25 protein-coding genes and 1 tRNA gene are annotated in these 15,699 nt (G+C 68.0%); 23 read left to right on the top strand and 3 right to left on the bottom strand.

Annotated features, from left to right (window positions below; genetic code table 11):
• The 3 genes from ACV530_RS05430 to ACV530_RS05440 are packed head-to-tail and all read left to right on the top strand — an operon-like array spanning position 1 to position 2,427.
• Positions 1-1,041 (top strand): HTTM domain-containing protein, encoded by a 1,041-nt coding sequence (locus tag ACV530_RS05430; protein WP_494331161.1) that lies wholly within the window; start codon positions 1-3, stop codon positions 1,039-1,041.
• The gene (locus ACV530_RS05435; protein WP_494331070.1) at positions 995-1,567 is read left to right on the top strand and encodes a hypothetical protein; all 573 of its coding nucleotides are present in this window, start codon (positions 995-997) and stop codon (positions 1,565-1,567) included. The genes ACV530_RS05430 and ACV530_RS05435 overlap by 47 nt, the downstream gene beginning before the upstream one ends.
• Positions 1,564-2,427, top strand: a complete 864-nt coding sequence (locus ACV530_RS05440; protein WP_494331071.1) for a serine hydrolase domain-containing protein — start codon at positions 1,564-1,566, stop codon at positions 2,425-2,427. Before ACV530_RS05435 ends, ACV530_RS05440 begins: the two co-directional genes overlap by 4 nt.
• Positions 2,428-2,433: 6 nt before the next feature.
• On the opposite strand, the gene ACV530_RS05445 is transcribed toward ACV530_RS05440, so the two are convergent.
• Positions 2,434-3,408 (bottom strand): helix-turn-helix transcriptional regulator, encoded by a 975-nt coding sequence (locus ACV530_RS05445; RefSeq protein WP_494331072.1) that lies wholly within the window; start codon positions 3,406-3,408, stop codon positions 2,434-2,436.
• Positions 3,409-3,640: 232 nt separating this feature from the next.
• On the opposite strand from ACV530_RS05445, the gene ACV530_RS05450 reads away from it, so the two are divergent.
• The 3 genes from ACV530_RS05450 to ACV530_RS05460 all read left to right on the top strand — a co-directional run bounded on the left by ACV530_RS05450 (position 3,641) and on the right by ACV530_RS05460 (position 6,626).
• Positions 3,641-3,841: an SCO3870 family protein gene (locus ACV530_RS05450; protein ID WP_494331073.1), complete on the top strand. Its 201-nt coding sequence runs from the start codon at positions 3,641-3,643 to the stop codon at positions 3,839-3,841.
• 62 nt (positions 3,842-3,903) lie between these two features.
• The gene (locus ACV530_RS05455; protein ID WP_494331074.1) at positions 3,904-4,653 is read left to right on the top strand and encodes a DUF6159 family protein; all 750 of its coding nucleotides are present in this window, start codon (positions 3,904-3,906) and stop codon (positions 4,651-4,653) included.
• Positions 4,654-5,408: 755 nt separating this feature from the next.
• Positions 5,409-6,626 carry a helix-turn-helix domain-containing protein gene (locus tag ACV530_RS05460; RefSeq protein WP_494331075.1) on the top strand — a complete coding sequence of 406 codons (1,218 nt, stop codon included), beginning with the start codon at positions 5,409-5,411 and terminating at the stop codon, positions 6,624-6,626.
• Positions 6,627-6,754: 128 nt separating this feature from the next.
• Here the strand turns inward: ACV530_RS05460 and ACV530_RS05465 are convergent, their stop codons facing one another.
• Positions 6,755-7,111, bottom strand: coding sequence for a GntR family transcriptional regulator (locus tag ACV530_RS05465; RefSeq protein WP_494331076.1), 357 nt, complete (start codon positions 7,109-7,111; stop codon positions 6,755-6,757).
• A 167-nt stretch (positions 7,112-7,278) separates the two neighbouring features.
• Here ACV530_RS05465 and ACV530_RS05470 point away from each other — a divergent pair, with 167 nt between their 5' ends.
• The 17 genes from ACV530_RS05470 (at position 7,279) to ACV530_RS05550 (ending at position 15,196) form a co-directional block, all read left to right on the top strand.
• On the top strand, positions 7,279-7,494 hold the full coding sequence (locus ACV530_RS05470; RefSeq protein ID WP_494331077.1) for a hypothetical protein: 216 nt from the start codon (positions 7,279-7,281) through the stop codon (positions 7,492-7,494).
• Between the two features lie 109 nt (positions 7,495-7,603).
• Entirely contained in the window at positions 7,604-7,960 is a 357-nt protein-coding gene (locus tag ACV530_RS05475) for an SCO3933 family regulatory protein (protein WP_494331078.1), read from the top strand.
• Positions 7,961-7,962: 2 nt separating this feature from the next.
• Positions 7,963-9,318, top strand: a complete 1,356-nt coding sequence (locus tag ACV530_RS05480) for an FtsK/SpoIIIE domain-containing protein (RefSeq protein ID WP_494331162.1) — start codon at positions 7,963-7,965, stop codon at positions 9,316-9,318.
• Between the two features lie 97 nt (positions 9,319-9,415).
• Positions 9,416-9,610: a hypothetical protein gene (locus tag ACV530_RS05485; RefSeq protein WP_494331079.1), complete on the top strand. Its 195-nt coding sequence runs from the start codon at positions 9,416-9,418 to the stop codon at positions 9,608-9,610.
• Between the two features lie 5 nt (positions 9,611-9,615).
• Entirely contained in the window at positions 9,616-9,810 is a 195-nt protein-coding gene (locus tag ACV530_RS05490; protein WP_494331080.1) for a hypothetical protein, read from the top strand.
• Positions 9,807-10,019, top strand: a complete 213-nt coding sequence (locus tag ACV530_RS05495; RefSeq protein WP_494331081.1) for a hypothetical protein — start codon at positions 9,807-9,809, stop codon at positions 10,017-10,019. Before ACV530_RS05490 ends, ACV530_RS05495 begins: the two co-directional genes overlap by 4 nt.
• A 5-nt stretch (positions 10,020-10,024) precedes the next feature.
• The gene (locus ACV530_RS05500) at positions 10,025-10,216 is read left to right on the top strand and encodes a hypothetical protein (protein WP_494331082.1); all 192 of its coding nucleotides are present in this window, start codon (positions 10,025-10,027) and stop codon (positions 10,214-10,216) included.
• An 81-nt stretch (positions 10,217-10,297) separates the two neighbouring features.
• A complete protein-coding gene (locus tag ACV530_RS05505) occupies positions 10,298-10,951 on the top strand; it encodes a DUF2637 domain-containing protein (RefSeq protein ID WP_494331083.1) in 654 nt (217 codons plus the stop codon).
• Positions 10,952-10,965: 14 nt separating this feature from the next.
• Positions 10,966-11,154 carry a hypothetical protein gene (locus ACV530_RS05510; protein WP_494331084.1) on the top strand — a complete coding sequence of 63 codons (189 nt, stop codon included), beginning with the start codon at positions 10,966-10,968 and terminating at the stop codon, positions 11,152-11,154.
• A gap of 5 nt (positions 11,155-11,159) precedes the next feature.
• Entirely contained in the window at positions 11,160-11,351 is a 192-nt protein-coding gene (locus ACV530_RS05515) for a mobile element transfer protein (RefSeq protein WP_494331085.1), read from the top strand.
• Positions 11,348-11,662: a SpdD-like protein gene (locus tag ACV530_RS05520; RefSeq protein WP_494331086.1), complete on the top strand. Its 315-nt coding sequence runs from the start codon at positions 11,348-11,350 to the stop codon at positions 11,660-11,662. Before ACV530_RS05515 ends, ACV530_RS05520 begins: the two co-directional genes overlap by 4 nt.
• A gap of 98 nt (positions 11,663-11,760) precedes the next feature.
• On the top strand, positions 11,761-11,955 hold the full coding sequence (locus ACV530_RS05525; RefSeq protein ID WP_494331087.1) for a hypothetical protein: 195 nt from the start codon (positions 11,761-11,763) through the stop codon (positions 11,953-11,955).
• A gap of 5 nt (positions 11,956-11,960) precedes the next feature.
• The gene (locus ACV530_RS05530) at positions 11,961-12,128 is read left to right on the top strand and encodes a hypothetical protein (RefSeq protein ID WP_494331088.1); all 168 of its coding nucleotides are present in this window, start codon (positions 11,961-11,963) and stop codon (positions 12,126-12,128) included.
• On the top strand, positions 12,128-12,448 hold the full coding sequence (locus ACV530_RS05535; RefSeq protein WP_494331089.1) for a hypothetical protein: 321 nt from the start codon (positions 12,128-12,130) through the stop codon (positions 12,446-12,448). Before ACV530_RS05530 ends, ACV530_RS05535 begins: the two co-directional genes overlap by 1 nt.
• On the top strand, positions 12,445-13,848 hold the full coding sequence (gene repSA / locus ACV530_RS05540; protein ID WP_494331090.1) for a replication initiator protein RepSA: 1,404 nt from the start codon (positions 12,445-12,447) through the stop codon (positions 13,846-13,848). The genes ACV530_RS05535 and repSA overlap by 4 nt, the downstream gene beginning before the upstream one ends.
• A 2-nt stretch (positions 13,849-13,850) precedes the next feature.
• The gene (locus tag ACV530_RS05545; RefSeq protein ID WP_494331163.1) at positions 13,851-14,072 is read left to right on the top strand and encodes an excisionase family DNA-binding protein; all 222 of its coding nucleotides are present in this window, start codon (positions 13,851-13,853) and stop codon (positions 14,070-14,072) included.
• Positions 14,072-15,196 carry a tyrosine-type recombinase/integrase gene (locus ACV530_RS05550; RefSeq protein WP_494331091.1) on the top strand — a complete coding sequence of 375 codons (1,125 nt, stop codon included), beginning with the start codon at positions 14,072-14,074 and terminating at the stop codon, positions 15,194-15,196. Before ACV530_RS05545 ends, ACV530_RS05550 begins: the two co-directional genes overlap by 1 nt.
• 87 nt (positions 15,197-15,283) lie before the next feature.
• On the opposite strand, the gene ACV530_RS05555 is transcribed toward ACV530_RS05550, so the two are convergent.
• A tRNA-Arg gene (locus ACV530_RS05555) sits at positions 15,284-15,359 on the bottom strand.
• Positions 15,360-15,699 lie beyond the last annotated feature (340 nt).

A 15,699-nucleotide genomic window follows, 5' to 3' on the forward strand; every position in this document is an offset into this window, starting at 1 on the left:
ATGGTGAGGAAGAAGCTCCGTGAATTCGGCGCGCTGCTGGACCGGCTGAGCGAATCACCGGCCGCCGTGACCGGCGTCTCCGGCACCCGGGCGCTGCTCGGTTTCATCGGCTTCATGTTCTACGCGAGCCAATACGGCGAGCGGAGTTACATGTTCGGCCCGGACGGCGTGTACCCGTGGCAGGACTTCATCGGCGGAGTCCGCGACAACGGTACGTTCAGCCTCTACACGTTCAGCACGTCCGGGACCTGGTTCGAGCTCGTCTTCCATCTGGGGATGATCGCGGCGCTGGCGGTCACCTTCGGCGTCGGCGGCCGGCTGGTGCTCGCCCTGCACTGGGTGCTGCTGTGGTCGCTGTACCAGCGCAATCCGCTGATCCTCGACGGCGGCGACAACCTCGCCTACCTCGTCCTGCCGATGCTGCTGCTGACGCAGTGCTACGACCGGTTCTGCTTCTCCTTCGGTCTCGTACGCCGCCTGGCCGGACGCATACCCGGCGTGGTCCGCGCGGTGTCGCCCGCGCTGCACAACCTGGGCGTCGCGGCCATCGGCGCGCAGATCTGCCTGGTGTACGTCGTCAGCGGGCTCTGCAAGGTCCAGGGCAAGATGTGGCAGGACGGGACCGCGCTCTTCTACGTGATGCGCATCCCCGAGTTCGAATGGCCAGGCTTCTCAAGGATGTTGTACGAGAACGACACGCTGGTCGTCCTCGGCACCTACTCCGCCACGCTGTTCATGGTGTACTTCCCGCTCGGCGTCCTCGTGCCGCGCCTGCGGCCGTTGGCCGCGCTGGGTTCCATCGGACTGCACATCTCCATCGCCCTGTTCATGGGCCTGACCGGCTTCGCGCTGACCATGGTGGCCTGCGATCTGATCTTCCTCGGCAGGGGGATCGAGGAAGCGCTGCGCCTCGCCCGCCGCGCCGGACAACGGATCCGTGGCGTGGTGAACACTGGGGAGCGTACGCACGATGACAAGCAGAGGGATTCGACCAGTGACAGCAGCGAACAACCCGAGCGCACACCGGTCCCGGCAGCCTGAGGAGCCGTCGGACGAGGGCGCGATGGTCGGCCTCTTCTGGGCCGGCCGGGACGGGTGCTGGCTCGGTGCCCCGCGCGCCGAGGGGACCGAGGGGGTCGAGGGGATACGGCTGACCGACAACGGGCCGGAGGCGGTAGGGGAGTCGGCCGCCGTCCGGACCTGGGGCGAGGTGGAGCGGGTCGCCGTGGTCGGCGCCCCCGTCTCCCGGTCGGCGTTCCGGCGCGGCCTGAGCACGGCGTTCGGTGTCGCGCTCGCCATGACGGGCTTCGACGGCCCCGGGGACGCGCCGCTGATGACAGTGTGCGTCGCGCACTCCGGCGGCGAGAGCGAATATCTCGTCCGCTCGGCCGCGGCTCCGGCCTACACGGAGCGTGAAGTGGAGCTCTCCCACCGCCTGTTGGAGCGTTTCACGGCAGGCGAGCTGAGCCCGTCGCTGATCGACGAATGGTGGCGGTCCGCCGGCCGCACCGACACCCCGAAGCCGGCGGAGCGCGAGGCGCTGCTGGAACAGTGGTGCGGCCGGTGAGTCGCGCCGTCCCGTTGTGCGTGCTCCGCCCGGGGCGGGAACCCCTGGTCGAACACGGCCATGCGACAGACCTGTTCGTGGAGATCGGGTCGCTCACCAAGGTGCTCACCGGTACGGCCCTGGTCCGCATGGCCGCGGCGGACCTGCTGGACCTCGACGACCCGGTGGAGCGCTGGCTGCCGGCCGCGGCCCCGACCGGCATCACCCTGCGGCACCTGATGGAACACACCTCCGGCCTGCCCCGGCTGCCTCCCGGACTCTCGGGGCCGCGCCGCGACCCGTACGTGTCCTTCACCCCGCAGGCGCTCGAGCAACTGCTCAGCCGCCTCGACCGGGTCGCGGTGCGGCCCGCGGGGCAGCAGGAGGAGTACTCCAACTTCGGCTACGCGGTGCTCGGCGCGGCCCTCGCCGCTGCCGCACGGCAGCCGTACGCCGAGCTGTTGCGCGACCGGGTCCTCGAACCGCTGGGCGTGGCCGACGAGGTGACCGAGGCCCCGCCCGCCGACCGCACCCTGCGCGCGAGGGGGCGCTTCGGGCGCGAACGCGCCCCGTGGACCATGGACGGGGCGATCCTTCCCGCCGGCGGCATGTGGGCGACGCCCCGCGCCCTGGCCGCCGTGGTCACCGGCCTGCTCGTGGACCGCGGGCTCGGCGCCCCGGCGTCGGCCTGGCGGACGGCGGGCCGCCTGCGGTGGCACAACGGCGCGACGCGGGACGCCTCCGCCTTCGCCGGGGCGTTCCCCGAGACCGGGGACTGGGTGGTGATCCACCGCCTCGGCGGCTCGCCGGATGACACGGATCAGCTCGGTGTCGAACTGCTCAAAGAGGCGCGGGAGCAGAGCGAGGGACAGGCCGGCTGACCCGGTTCAGATCCAGCCCCGCTCGCGCGCGATCAGCGCCGCGTGGGCCCGGTTGGCGGCGCCGAGCGACGTCAGCAGGTCCGCGATGTGCCTGCGGTACGTCCGTACCGAGACCCCCAGACTCCGTGCGCCGACCTCGTCCTTGCTGACCTGGCACATCAGCTCCAGGACCCGTTTCTCGCCCGGCGTGGGCTCCGGGGCCGCGGTGGGCTCGTCGTCGTCCGGGAGGTCCTCGGCGTTGTCCCAGATCTTCTCGAACAGGGCGAGAACGGGCGCGATCAGCCCGCTGTCGTGCAACACCAGTGCGCCACGCGACGAGTCCGCGGTGTCCGCCGGCACCAGAGCGACATTGCCGTCGTACACGAGGATGCGCTCCTCGAAGCGTTCCGCGACCCGAATGCGGGCGCCCTGTTTCGCCAGGCCCTTCAAATAGGCCAGCGTCGGCGGGTGTTGCAGTGCTTCCTTCCGTACGACATTGCGGATCCGCACCCCGCGGCGCAGCGCACGCAGGTCGAGCGGATGCGCGTGGGCGATGTTCTCCGCGGCGAGGGCGGTGTACGGCTCCACGGACAGGATTTCCCTGCGGGCGAAGAAGGCAAGGCTGTCGATGCGGTTGCGTACGTCCGAGACGTCCCGCAGCCGTTCGATGCCCTGCGCCGTATGGCCGGCACGCCCCGCGCGCAGTTCACTGACCAGGCGGCGGGACTGAGTTATGCCCTGCAGCTCCTGATGCAGTTCCTGAAGACGGAGATCGGCGAGCCTGTCGATGGCAGCCTCGGGCTCGACCGCGAACAGTTCGCCCCGGTCGGTCGCACTCAGGATGCCGAGCGCGCACAGGCGCTCCACTGCGGTGTCCGCCTCTTCACGGGAAACTCCCGGGCAGGCGTCGAAGGCGAATCCGGAAGCTCCGGAAGCTCCGGGATTGCGCAGGAAATACTGGTAAACGTCACTCTCGCACGCCGAAAGGCCGAGAATGGACATGTCAACTTTGAACATGTTCCCCCGAGTCGACACGTAGTTGTACAAGTTGTGTTGTCTGCAGGTCGGGCAGACGTGGCGACGAGGCGTGACCTTATCAGACGTCATGCGGATTTTTTACGGGGACATGACCAACAGATGTGTGTGACCGGAGCCCCTGGGGAGAGGCGTCAACTCGCCCCGGACGTAGAGTCGGTGGCGACCGGATCGCTTCACGACTCTTGGAGGAAACGGGATGAAACGGGTCCCATTCGGCACCCTGGCCACCGGGCTCGCGGTGGTCGGAACTGCGTTGGTTTTCCTCGCGTTCCAGTTGCGTGCGGAAGGCGAGGAACTGTACGTCGAGTCCGTGACCTATCTGGCTGCCACGGCGTACTTCTCCGCGATCATGACTGTGGTGACGTGGGTCCGTGCCCGCCGGACACCCTCGGACTGACGGGCGACTGCCGTAGCCTGTGGCGGTCTTCGAAGCGTGATCGTTCGTGGGGGAAAGTAGTCGTGAGTACCATTCAGCCTGTTCGTGAGTCCTTCGGGATACTGCGGCACAACCCTCGCCTGGTGATGTTCCCCCTGCTGAGCGCGGCCGCGCTGGTGCTGATCGGCGGTGGCGTGGCAGGGCCGGTGTTCCTTCTGGGCCAGATCGAACCGTCACCCTCCGCCTTCGCCGTGGCCGCCCTGGTCGTCGGCTATCTCCTGCTGGGGTTCGTCTTCACCTTCTTCGGCGCCGCGATGATCTGTGCGGTCGACGACGTGCTGCGGGGCAAGCCCGCCCGGATCGGCGCGAGTTGCCGGCGGGCCGCGCGGCACTGGCGGCGGCTGCTGGCATGGAGCCTGCTCAACACGACGGTTCTGCAGCTCACCCGGCAGCTGGAGCGGGTCCCGGTCGTCGGCTGGATCCTGGAGGCGCTGATCAACGCCGGCTGGGCCATCGCCACCTACCTGGCGCTGCCCGCCATGGTGCTCGACGACCTCGGGGTGCGGGAGAGCACCCGCCGGTCGGCGCAGATGCTGCGCGAGACCTTCTCCCGGCGGGTGTACGGATCGCTGTGGCTCGCGCTGCCCATGATCCTGTCGGTGGTCATCGGTGTCGCGGCCCTCATCCTCGGGGCCGAGTCGAGGAACGCGGTGCCCGCCATCGCGGCCGGAGCGTTCGCCGCACTGCTCCTGGCATCCACGATTCTGGTGGGCAACACGGTCTCCGGAATCTTCCGCACCATGCTCTACCGGGATGCTTCGGCCGCGGCCTGAGCCGGAACCCGATGTCAAAGGCCCCCAGCCGATCTCGGCTGGGGGCCTTTGCGCTGGTGCCCCCGGGCAGATTCGAACTGCCGACACCCGCTTTAGGAGCGAGGTGGGGCGGGAGTGCGGGTGACCTCGCGCTTCCTGACCTCTCCTGGGGCCTGTCGGCTGCCTGCTATGCACCGTGGTTCCCCGCGACTTCCCACCCGTCATGGCACGCGAGTGGCACGGGCGCCCGAGATCGGTAGGTCCTGTGCCGACACAGCTGGGTGGCCCGGCGACGCCGTGTTCTTACGAGCGGAGCCCGTACGGCCTGGTGGTGCCCACGCGGGCGGCAGAGCGGCTTTGGCCGGTGTCCTGCCCGGACTGGGGTCGAGCATGACCAGGGGGCCGTACGCTGGCTGGCAACTCGGGCAGGCTTGCCCCCTGCCCGCAATGTGTCCGAGTGGCCCCCTGGTCTTGCTCGACGCGGGTCCCGGTCCGGGGAGGTGGGTAAAGCCGCGGAGTCGTCCGCCCCCGCCACGGACTAGCATTTCGCCCCCCTGCGGGCGCGGTCGGCGACGACGCGGCCCCCGGCGGCGAAGACGAGGAGGGGAGCCGTGGCGGCGTCGACCGGCGCCGCCGCGCTGCGCGCGGCACTTGATGAAGTAGGGAAACTCTTACCGCGCCTTGGCACGGGTCGCTGATCGTCCGTCCACTGGCACTTTTTCTGACAGCGGCTCCTCAGGGCGCGGGTACCTTCGTTCTGTCGAAGGGAGTTCGTGATGGGGGCCGATCTGAGCACAGGGCAGAGGGTGGCACGGGCGCGCCGCCGACTTGGCTGGGACCAAGCACAGTTGGCAGCAGCTGTAGATCGCTCGGTCAGCTGGGTCTCGAAGGTGGAGACTGGACGACTGCCGCTTGACCGAATGAGCGTTCTCGGGCAGCTCGCTGAAACCCTCGGCGTAGAGGTTATCGAGTTGACGGGTCAGCCCTACCGCCACGATTCTTCTGAACTCGATTCGGGTCACGCCGCGATTCCCGGCCTCCGTCTTGCCCTCCAGCAAGCCACCATGCCCGGCGGTGCGATCTTGCTGAGTGGGGTTGAGCCCTCATCCCTGGTTGACATTTCAGCCCGTGTCGTGGCGGCGGAGAAGCTGCGCCAGGAGGCGAAGTTCACGGCTCTCGGCGACGTCCTCCCGCAGATTCTGCGTGACCTCATCGTTGTGTGTGACGCCACAGAGGGAGAGGATCTTCGCCAGGCTGAGGGGCTGATGCTCCGGGCGAGCCACATGGCTCGGGTTACCTCGAACCTCCTCGGTCATCACGATCTCGGTTGGAGTGCCGTTCAGCGCGAGCTGGTTGCGGCTGAGCGCGCCGAGTCTCCTGCCCTCCGTGCGGCTGCTCGCTGGGACCTCTGCGGCGTCTGGCTCCATGAAGGGGAGGTCTCTGCCGCGAGGGACATGGCATTGAGGGCCCTTGACGACCTAGAGCCTGACCTCTCCTCCGCTGACGCGAGCATTCGATCTCTCTGGGGTGCGATGCACCTTCGGGCCGCTGTCGCATGGTCACGCCTCTGGGACCGGACGGAAGCTGAGTCCCACATGGAGGAAGCTCGTCGGATAGCCGCTGATCTGCCTGCTGACGGGAACGTTTTCCAGACTCAGTTCAACGCGGTCAATGCTGAGATCCACAGCGTTGAGGTCAGCTTGGAGCTAGGGCGTCCGCGCGATGTGCTCTCGCGCTCGGCACTCGTGGACATCATGAACATTGCGTCGGGCGAGCGGAAGTCGCATTTCTGGGTCTGCACGGCGGCCGGTCAGATGATGAACGGTAAGACTGAGGCGGCGGCGGAGTCGATCCTTCGTGCCGACGCGGTGGCTCCTCAGCACGTACGCAACCGGCCTGTAGCTCGGAACTTGGTGGATGATCTGCGGTCCACTAAACGCAACTCGCGCACGGAGGAGATCCGGCGACTGGCCGGACACATGAAGCTCGGCTGATCTGGCCACGCGGAGAGGGGGCGTAGTCGTGAGGGTGGCAGAGAAGGCGCGGTTACTCGTGGAGCTGCACGAGATCCGAAGGAAGCTGGCCGAGGCAGGAAGGCGAGTCGACAGGCTTTCGGCTGTCGTTAAGGCTGATCGGCAACCCCCGCTTCGAGACGATCAAGCCGCGAGTTGATCAAGGTCAACGCGGCCTTGATCTCGGCAAGCTCCACACTCATCGTCGTGCCCTGCTCGTCTGTGACGCCGGGCGGGTCGCTGGCCACGAATGTCCCGCGCCCCTGCTGGCTCACGATCAACCCCTCGCCTCGGAGGATTCCAAGCGCGTGCCGAACGGTCATGGCTGCTACGCCGTATCGTTCGGCCAATTTGGCGTTCCCGTCCAGACGTTGGCCAGCCGCTAGTGCGCCACTCGCGATCTGCCTCCGAAGGTCGTCGGCAACCTGCATGTAGGCGGTGCGGGGATCATCTGGAGTCACGGTCACATCCCCAGGTTACCTAAGTGATCTAAAGAAAACTGCCCCAGGGGCTTGCGTTCTTCGCTACATCTACTAATCTAGGTAACACAAGAGAAGTTAGAGAGGTTCAGTCGGGAGCGGCGCCCTACCGCCAAGCAGACGCGCCGCTCTCCCGAACTCGAAGGGAGATCGCAATGGGGATTCGCAGGAACAACGGCACCCCGAGCGGACGGCAGCTCGATGACGAGCTGGACCTGACGTTGATGGCGCATCGCGATGCACACGACCATGCGCACGGTTACGACTCGGCGGAGTTCGTTGAGGTGATCTCTTCCGCGCTTGGGGCTGCGATGGAGGCGAAGGTTCGGGGCGACTATCCGCCGAAGGGGCACAGCTACCCGACGAGCTGATCCGTCCGCACCGCACAGTTCAACTGCGCAGTCCGTAATCCAGTGTCGGGGGCGGCCCCTACCGCCAAGCAGACGGCCGCCCCCTCGTCCCTCGAAGGGAACTTCCATCATGCGTCAGATTCCTGTCGATACCTCTGCCGCCACGGTGATGGTGGCCAAGGCTCCGCAGCCCAAGGTCAAGGACCGCCGCTCCGGCGACCGTGCAATGGACAACGAGACCGGCGCCCCGCTGTCGACCGTGGACGTGATGTTCGCGACCAACGACCTGGTAGAGATCCTGTCCGTGACCGTGCCCGAGACGGGTATCTCGGGTGAGCTGGTGATGGGCACCCCGGTCGCGCTGACCGGTCTGGTGGCCCGCCCGTGGGAGAACGAGTTCAACGGACAGCGCCGTCACGGGATCAGCTTCCGGGCTGTCGCCGTCACCTCGCTCGCGCCCGACACCTCGAAGCCCAAGGCGGCGTGACCATGGGCCGGTTAGCGGTTCTGCTGCTGGTGGTCGTTGCTATCGCGGGTCTTCTGCGGTGGTGGCGCCCGGCCTGGTACTGGCTGGCCTTCGGCGGAGCTTTCGCCGTCCTGCGGGTGACGGTCCGGTACGCCTCGGTCATGGATGCGTGTGGCCTGACCGTAGGGCCGTCCCGGTTGCGGATGAGCTTCGCCCGGATGACCAAGGGCACCATGCCCCGGCCACGACCGCCGCGCGTCCTGTGCCTTCGTCCGACTCGGACTGGGCTGGTGATGCAACTCAAGCTCCGTCCAGGGCAAGACGCCTTCGACGTGGTAGCGGCCTCTGATCGGCTGCGGCACTCGTTCGCGATGTACGGCGTCACCGTCCGCGAAGTGCGCTCCAGTGTCGTCGAAGTGCGCATGACCGGCTACGACGTGCTGCGACGCGTGCAGTTACCCGCCAAGGCGCCACGTTCCCCGGTGCGGGTCCCGGTCGCTCTGCGAGAAGACGGCGGCATCCACTACCGCGACTACCGGGACGTGCCACACGGGCTGACGCTCGGCGCCACGAAATCCGGCAAGTCCGTCTACCAGCGCATTCTTGTCGCCGAACTGGCTCCGTATGACGTCGCGTTGGTCGGCGTCGACTGCAAGGAAGGAGTTGAGCTCTACCCGCTCGCCCGGCGGTTCTCCGCACTGGCCGACAACCCCGACACTGCCACTGATCTCCTTGAGGCCCTGGTGTCTCACATGCAGGACGTCTACCAGCGCATCCGTGCCGAGCAACGCATCAGCATCGACATCCCGGACGCGGAGATCGCCGCCGACATCTGGGACCTGCCCGAGCATCTGCGACCCGTGCCGGTAGTGGTTTTGGTCGACGAAGTCGCTGAGCTGGCCTTGTGCGCCTCGAAAGACGAAGAGAAGCGCCGGGCCCGGACGATTACCGCCCTGGTCCGACTGGCACAGCTGGGACGCGCAGCCGGAATCTACCTGGAGATTTGCGGGCAGCGCTTCGGCTCCGAACTCGGCAAGGGCATCACCACACTCCGCGCTCAGTTGACCGGCCGTACCGCGCACCGGGTCAATGATGAGTCCAGCGCCAACATGGCCTTCGGCGACATCGCACCGGATGCCGTGCTCGCCGCGATCCAGATTCCCCCGGACCGTCCCGGCCTTGCGGTTGCCGGTGATTCCTCCGGCGGCTGGACCCGCATCCGCACGCCCCACATCACGCTGCGGCAGGCCGTGAACATCTGCAACCGCCACGCAGACCGCACTCCACGTCTGCCCGCACTCGATCTCTTCCGGCCGGACCTGCAACATCCGCTCCCGACCCCCGCTGCGGCGGTCGAGGACGCCCGAGTCACGGCCTGATCCACCCCCTGCTCCACCGGTCGGCGTGACCGCTTCGCGCCACGCCCCTACCCCACCCATGCCCGAAACCGGGCCCACAACAAAGGAGACCCACCCCATGTCCCGACGCAACGACGACGACCACGACCGCAGCATCCGTATCGCACAGGATGCCTGCGACTACTCCGAACGCCCGGGCAATGACGCTGAGTTCATCGACGTCATCCTCGGTGCGGCGATCGAGCAGAAGCGTCGCGAGCACCGAGGCGACTACCCGCCCGAGGGGCACGGCTACCCCCGCCGGGACCGGTGAGCGCCATGACTCGTCACAAGGAAACCCAGTACGACGACGAGGCCCGCACCGCCTGGATGACCTGTGCCCTGGACGACTACGCCCGCAACAGTGCCCACGACGCCCGGTTCACGGACGTGGTCGAGAAGGGTCTGACCGACTCCTACGAGGCACCGTCGTACCCGCCCGCCGGCCACAGCTACCCCACCTTGGAGCGGTGAGCGCCATGCGTCACGACCACGAAGCCCAGATCGCCGACGACCAGCTCCAACATCAGCTGGCCGCCCACATGGGCAGCTACCTCACCGACCCGAACCACGATCCGGAGTTCGGCGCGGTCCTCTACGCCGCCATGTGCTCCGAGTTCGAGGCCAAGGACTTCGACGAGTACCCGCCTGCTGGCCACAGCTACCCCCGCCGGGAGCGGTGATCTCCATGGCGACACGGAGGACCACCGGGCAGCGCACCGCCAGCAGCAAGAAGACGGCAAGGAAGAAGTGCGCGACGTGCAAGGGCTCCGGCGAAGTGATCCGCGCCCACAAGGCAGGCAAGGGCAGGGGCGGTGACTTCGTCCAGCAGGTGGCCATCTGCATGGACTGCATGGGCACCGGTCTCTGCGACACCTGATCCGTCTCAGGCCGGGCGGGCCAACCACCGTCGCCCGCCCGGCACCCCGCTGACCGCCTCACCGGAAGGGAGGACCGCGCGATGAACCGACTGCCCCACCGTGACCTGGTGCTCGTACAAGCAGTGATCGCCGGTGCCCTGTCCTTCGCCCACCTCCACGACATCGCCACTGCGGCCGGTCAGGACGGCTGGAAGGCATGGGCCTACCCGGTCAGTGTCGACCTGCTCCTGGTCGCCGCCTGGCGACGGCTGCGCAACAACGGCCCGTCCCGCCTGGCCTGGTGCTGGTTCCTGATCGCCCTCGTCGCCTCACTCGGCGCCAACGTCGCCACCGCCGGATTCCTCGACCTCCAACACCCACCAGCCTGGCTGCGGTTCGGCATCGCGGGATGGCCCGCCCTCGCCTTCCTCGGCGGCACCCTCCTCGCCCACACACCTGGAGCGCGGGTGCCGGATCCGCCGGCACCCGAACCCGACCCAACCCCCACCGCAGCACCCGACGCCCTCGAGCCCGATCCCACACCGGAGGTGACCGAGCTCCCCGCTGCCGACGCCCGCGCTCTGCCCGCCGTCGAGACGGGTCCGCCGGTTCCGGCCGCACTGGTCGCCCATGCCCGCAAGCTCGCCGACGACCACCACGCCCGCACCGGTACCCCCATCGACGCCGACACCCTGCGCGCCCGCCTCGGCGTCCCCGCCCCGATGGCAGACGCCATCACCGCCCAACTCCACTGAAAGGACGCACCAATATGACTGACCACTGGCCCAGCCAATCCGAATACCTCGACGCCGCCCGCGAGATGGCCGACACCGGTCACCCCACACTGGCCCGCCTGCTCGCCGAGGAAGCCATCGACCGCTACTGCGCCGACGACCCGGCCGAAGCGGCCCACATCCTGCGCGACTTCCCCGGCCACAGCCTCCGAGAGGAGCACTGATCACCGTGTCCGTTCGCGACGTCTTCCGCGCCCTGCTCCGGATCGGCCCGGTGCAAATTGGCACCCACCAGGACCACCGCAGCCGGACCATGCACACGGCCGCATGCACCGCCGACGGGTGCGGCTGGTCCGCCGACTACTCCAGCCAGACCGCCGCCCAACTCGCCGCACAGTCCCACCGATGCAAGGAGAGGTGACAACCACCGTGCTTCAGCCGAAGGTTCCGACCAACCCCACAGCCATCGTGCCGCCTCCGGAAAGCGAGTCGACTGCACCCAAGCACCACAGCCAGCCCATCGCGACCCCGGTTCCCGGTTCGTCCCGCCCGGTGGTGCAGCTCAGCTCCAGGGCCGTTGTGGCCGTGGCTGCCGGGGGAGCGGGCGCCGTTCTCGTCGTCGGCGCGGTCCTGGTGTCCATGTTCCTCGCGGTCGCCATCACCGCCGTCTCCGTGGCGGTGTGTGCGCTCGTCATCCGCACGCTGCTGGGCGCCTCGCCCAAGCAGCGCTAACCGGCCCCCGGGGCGGCCTCGGTCGCCAAACTTCCGCCGCCCCGGGCGCCTTGCAACCCCTTCCAGACCCTCAACGGACCCGAAAGGCAGATCCCATCATGCCCGAGCACAACCCTGCCCGCGTACGCGTCTGCCCCAACTGCGACGGCTTCGCGACCGCCGCCGTCGACAGCGGCATACGCCACACTGACGGCACCCGCCTGATCGTCTATGTCGACTGCTTCGCCTGCCGAGGCGGGGGAGACATCCCCGTCCGCCGTCACCTCCACCACGCCGTTCCGGCCGGGAGGTGAGTGTCGTGGCCTTACTCGACTGGCGTTCCCCCGAGCACTTCGACCACTCCGGCGACAAGCCCTGTGTGATCTGCAGCAAGCCCACCCCCATGCGCTCGGACCGAGGCAAGCCCGTCCACAAGGTGTGCGCCGAAGCCTGGATCGACGCCCACACCCGCAAGGAGGAGGGCTGATGAGCATGCGCAAGCCTTCCCGCGACAACCCGGGCCTGTACATCTACGCCCCAGCCGGAGACGAACGAGCACCCGGCTACCCCAACACACCCAGCGGGCTGGAAGTCTCCAACAAGGTGCCCACAGATCAAGGCGACACCCCCAGGGCCGAGTACGCCTGCCGCTGCGGCAAGACCGCCAAAGCCACCGGCACAGGGCAAGTCCAGGGACTGGTCAAGAGTTGGAACAGCCACGGCAAGACCTGCCCGGACAAGACCGGCCGCCCCTGGGAACGTCACGGCCAGCCGCTGTCTCGCCGCGAACGCCGGAGGCGCTCATGACCCAACCCGCGAATGTCGCGGGCCTCGATCCGGTCACCCTTGGCGATCTGCTGAGGGTGGCCTCGGCCCCCGACTACCACCGCTGGCACGAACAGGTCCGCCGAACCGGCGGCTGCGCCAACCCCGTCCACCTCACCGGCTGGACGCTCACCAAAGACAAGGGCACCGGTGAAGTCCTGCACCGCTACACCACCGAGAGCGAACCCGGCGGGCGGCTGCGCATCGCTTGCGGCAACCGCCGGGCCTCCCGCTGCCCCTCCTGCGCCTGGACCTACGCCGGAGACACCTACCACCTCATCCGCGCCGGACTCGCCGGAGACGACCGCCGCGACATCCCTCCGGCCGTCCGTGACCACCCCCGCCATTTCGTCACCCTCACCGCCCCGTCCTTCGGTTCCGTCCACAACCAACCCGACCGCGGCACCTGCCGCTGCGGCACCCGCCACCCCGACAACGATCCCGCCCTCGGCACCCCCCTTGACCCTGCCACCTACGACTACCGGGCCGCTGTCCTCTTCAACAACCATGCGGGCGAACTGTGGGCCCGCTTCACCAACCGCCTGCGCCGTGAAATCGCCGCCCGCGCCGGACTCACGCAACGCGAACTCCGGTCAGTGCTGCGCTTGTCGTACGGCAAGGTCGCCGAGTTCCAGCGCCGGGGTGCCATCCACTTCCACGCCGTCATCCGCCTCGACGGACCCGACGGACCCCACACCCCACCGCCATCATGGGCGACCGCCGCCCTGCTCACCGAAGCCATTCGCGCCGCCGTCGCCCACCGCTACACCACTGTGACCGTCCCGCCGAACGAGGAAAAGGGCTACATGAACGGCTGGTTGCTCCGCTGGGGCGCTCAGCTCGACATCCGGCCCATCCGCGCCTTCGGCGACGGCAGCGACATCACCGAACAGGCCGTCGCCTCCTACGTCGCCAAGTACGCGACCAAAGCCGCCGAGACCACAGGCACCCTCGACCGCCGCATCGGCAATCGCGAAGCCCTCCTGCTTCTCGGTGTCCCTGAGCACACCCGCCGCCTCGTCGAAGCCTGCTGGGACCTCGACGCGGTCTACCCCGGGCGACGGCTCTGGGCCTGGGCCCACATGCTCGGCTTCCGTGGCCACTTCTCCACCAAGTCCCGCCACTACTCCACCACCCTTGGCACGCTCCGGCAGGCCCGCGCCGACTACCGCGCCGAGCAAGAACACCAAACCCTGGGCCTGCCCAACGCCGAACCAGACACCGTCCTCGTCCTCGCCGACTGGCAATACGCCGGCCACGGCCACACCCCCGGTGAATCCCTCCTCGCTGCCTCGATCGCCGCCGACATCCGCACCAACCGCGACACCACCCGCGAAGCCTTAGCCGATCTCGCCGCCGCCGACGCAAGGGAGAACGAGTGACCATGGACCGACTTCTCACCGTGCGGGAAGCCGCTGAACTCCTCGGCACGTGGAAGACGAGCGGCGAGCGCTTCCCGCGTCGGCTCATCGAAGAACGCCGGATCACTTACGTGAAGGTCGGCCGACACGTCCGTATCCCGGAGAACGCACTGACGGCCTTCATCGAGGTGAACACCGTGCAGCCGGTTCGACCGCGCCGGGCAGACTATGGCAGGGCTGCCTGATGGCGAACAGTAGAGGCAAACGGCGCCGGTTCGGTGCGGTTCGTCAGCTGAAGTCCGCGCGCTGGCAGGCTCGTTATCGTGATCCGGGCACCGGGCAACTCCGGCCGCTGGCTGAGACCTATGCCAGCAAGACGGATGCTGAAGTGGCCCTATCGCACGTCGAGACCGACATCACGCGCGGACAGTGGGCCGATCCTGACGCGGGCAAGGTGCTCTTTGGCGGCTACGCGGAAGCGTGGCTGAAGGATCGCAAGCTCGCGGCTCGTTCGAGAGAGCGCCACGAGTCAGTGATCCGGCTGCACGTCCTGCCGACCTTCGAAGCCCGCCCATTGGCGTCGATCACCACCGCGCAGGTGCGGGCGTGGCGCACTGCTCGCCTCGAGACGACCGGGGAGCCGACCGTCGTCAAGGCGTACCAGATCCTTCGCGCGATCCTGAATACGGCCGTCGACGACGAGTTGATCCGCCGCAACCCATGCCGCATCACAGGAGCTGACACGTACGACGTCCCTGAGCGGCCTGTCCTCACTGCGGCTGAAGTCTTCACCCTTGCTGGCGCGATCACTTCCCGCTACCGGCTGCTCGTCCTCCTCGCGGCCTTCACGGGGCTGCGCTTCGGGGAATTGGCGGCCCTGCGTCGGCGGGATGTCGACACTGATCACGCCATGCTCATGGTCCGCCGCTCGCAGGCCGAGATGCAGACGGGCGCTCTCTTCGACAAGGCGCCGAAGTCCGCTGCGGGTGTCCGGCCCGTGGCCTTCCCGACCGAGCTTCTGCCGGATGTCCGACTGCATCTCGAGCGCTTCGCGGGCAAGGGGCAGGACGGGCACGTCTTTCTCGGCCCCCGGGGCGGGCAGCTTCGCCGGAGCAACTTCCGGGACGACTGGATCAAGGCCAGGAAAGAGGCTGGCGTCAGTGCGAGCGTCCACTTTCACGATCTGCGGCACACGGGCAACACCCTCGCCGCCTCCGGAGCGAGCCTGCGTGAGCTAATGACCAGGATGGGGCACAGCACTCCCCGGGCCGCGCTGATCTATCAGCACATGGCCAACGGCCGGGACCGTGAGATCGCTGATCGGCTTGGCTCGATGATCCGCAAGGTGCGGGGTGATGCCGACACGTAGCGGGCGTTATGGCACGTGCGTGGCACGGGTCTGATCATGCAAGAGGGCCAGTTCGAGAGGTTCACGCCTCCGAACTGGCCCTTCGCTTGGTGCCCCCGGGCAGATTCGAACTGCCGACACCCGCTTTAGGAGAGCGGTGCTCTATCCCCTGAGCTACGGAGGCGGGGCTCTGCCGGAGAATGCACCCGAAATCCGGACGAAAGGCGCGACCGGTCCCGGGCGGGTCACCGACAGGGGTGCGGTGGTTCGGCCTGCGAAGGCTGAGCCACCCCGGACATTGTAGCGGGTGATGCCCGACAGGCATCCGGATCGGGCCCCGGTCGGGTGATCGTGGGTGGGCCGGCGGTGGGGGCGGTCGGTGATGTCATTGCCCCTCTATGTCACTTGTTCGCCAAGCCCGGTGTGTTTTTTGGCCAGATATGGCCTGCCTGGAGCGGTCCCCGGGTCCGAAAGGCCGGAGTTCGGGGCGAACGCATCCGGAATATGCGTATACATCTTCCCGC

Source organism: Streptomyces sp. SX-6 (genome assembly GCF_059089585.1).

What these genes read in the sequence shown, in the direction of transcription:
- ACV530_RS05430 (WP_494331161.1), top strand. Translation starts at nt 1, where the DNA reads ATGGTGAGGAAGAAGCTCCGTGAATTCGGCGCGCTGCTGGACCGGCTG.
- ACV530_RS05445 (WP_494331072.1), bottom strand. Translation starts at nt 3,408, where the DNA reads ATGTCCATTCTCGGCCTTTCGGCGTGCGAGAGTGACGTTTACCAGTAT.
- ACV530_RS05450 (WP_494331073.1), top strand. Translation starts at nt 3,641, where the DNA reads ATGAAACGGGTCCCATTCGGCACCCTGGCCACCGGGCTCGCGGTGGTC.
- ACV530_RS05460 (WP_494331075.1), top strand. Translation starts at nt 5,409, where the DNA reads ATGGGGGCCGATCTGAGCACAGGGCAGAGGGTGGCACGGGCGCGCCGC.
- ACV530_RS05470 (WP_494331077.1), top strand. Translation starts at nt 7,279, where the DNA reads ATGGGGATTCGCAGGAACAACGGCACCCCGAGCGGACGGCAGCTCGAT.
- ACV530_RS05475 (WP_494331078.1), top strand. Translation starts at nt 7,604, where the DNA reads ATGCGTCAGATTCCTGTCGATACCTCTGCCGCCACGGTGATGGTGGCC.
- ACV530_RS05480 (WP_494331162.1), top strand. Translation starts at nt 7,963, where the DNA reads ATGGGCCGGTTAGCGGTTCTGCTGCTGGTGGTCGTTGCTATCGCGGGT.
- ACV530_RS05485 (WP_494331079.1), top strand. Translation starts at nt 9,416, where the DNA reads ATGTCCCGACGCAACGACGACGACCACGACCGCAGCATCCGTATCGCA.
- ACV530_RS05490 (WP_494331080.1), top strand. Translation starts at nt 9,616, where the DNA reads ATGACTCGTCACAAGGAAACCCAGTACGACGACGAGGCCCGCACCGCC.
- ACV530_RS05500 (WP_494331082.1), top strand. Translation starts at nt 10,025, where the DNA reads ATGGCGACACGGAGGACCACCGGGCAGCGCACCGCCAGCAGCAAGAAG.
- ACV530_RS05505 (WP_494331083.1), top strand. Translation starts at nt 10,298, where the DNA reads ATGAACCGACTGCCCCACCGTGACCTGGTGCTCGTACAAGCAGTGATC.
- ACV530_RS05510 (WP_494331084.1), top strand. Translation starts at nt 10,966, where the DNA reads ATGACTGACCACTGGCCCAGCCAATCCGAATACCTCGACGCCGCCCGC.
- ACV530_RS05525 (WP_494331087.1), top strand. Translation starts at nt 11,761, where the DNA reads ATGCCCGAGCACAACCCTGCCCGCGTACGCGTCTGCCCCAACTGCGAC.
- ACV530_RS05535 (WP_494331089.1), top strand. Translation starts at nt 12,128, where the DNA reads ATGAGCATGCGCAAGCCTTCCCGCGACAACCCGGGCCTGTACATCTAC.
- repSA (WP_494331090.1), top strand. Translation starts at nt 12,445, where the DNA reads ATGACCCAACCCGCGAATGTCGCGGGCCTCGATCCGGTCACCCTTGGC.
- ACV530_RS05545 (WP_494331163.1), top strand. Translation starts at nt 13,851, where the DNA reads ATGGACCGACTTCTCACCGTGCGGGAAGCCGCTGAACTCCTCGGCACG.
- ACV530_RS05550 (WP_494331091.1), top strand. Translation starts at nt 14,072, where the DNA reads ATGGCGAACAGTAGAGGCAAACGGCGCCGGTTCGGTGCGGTTCGTCAG.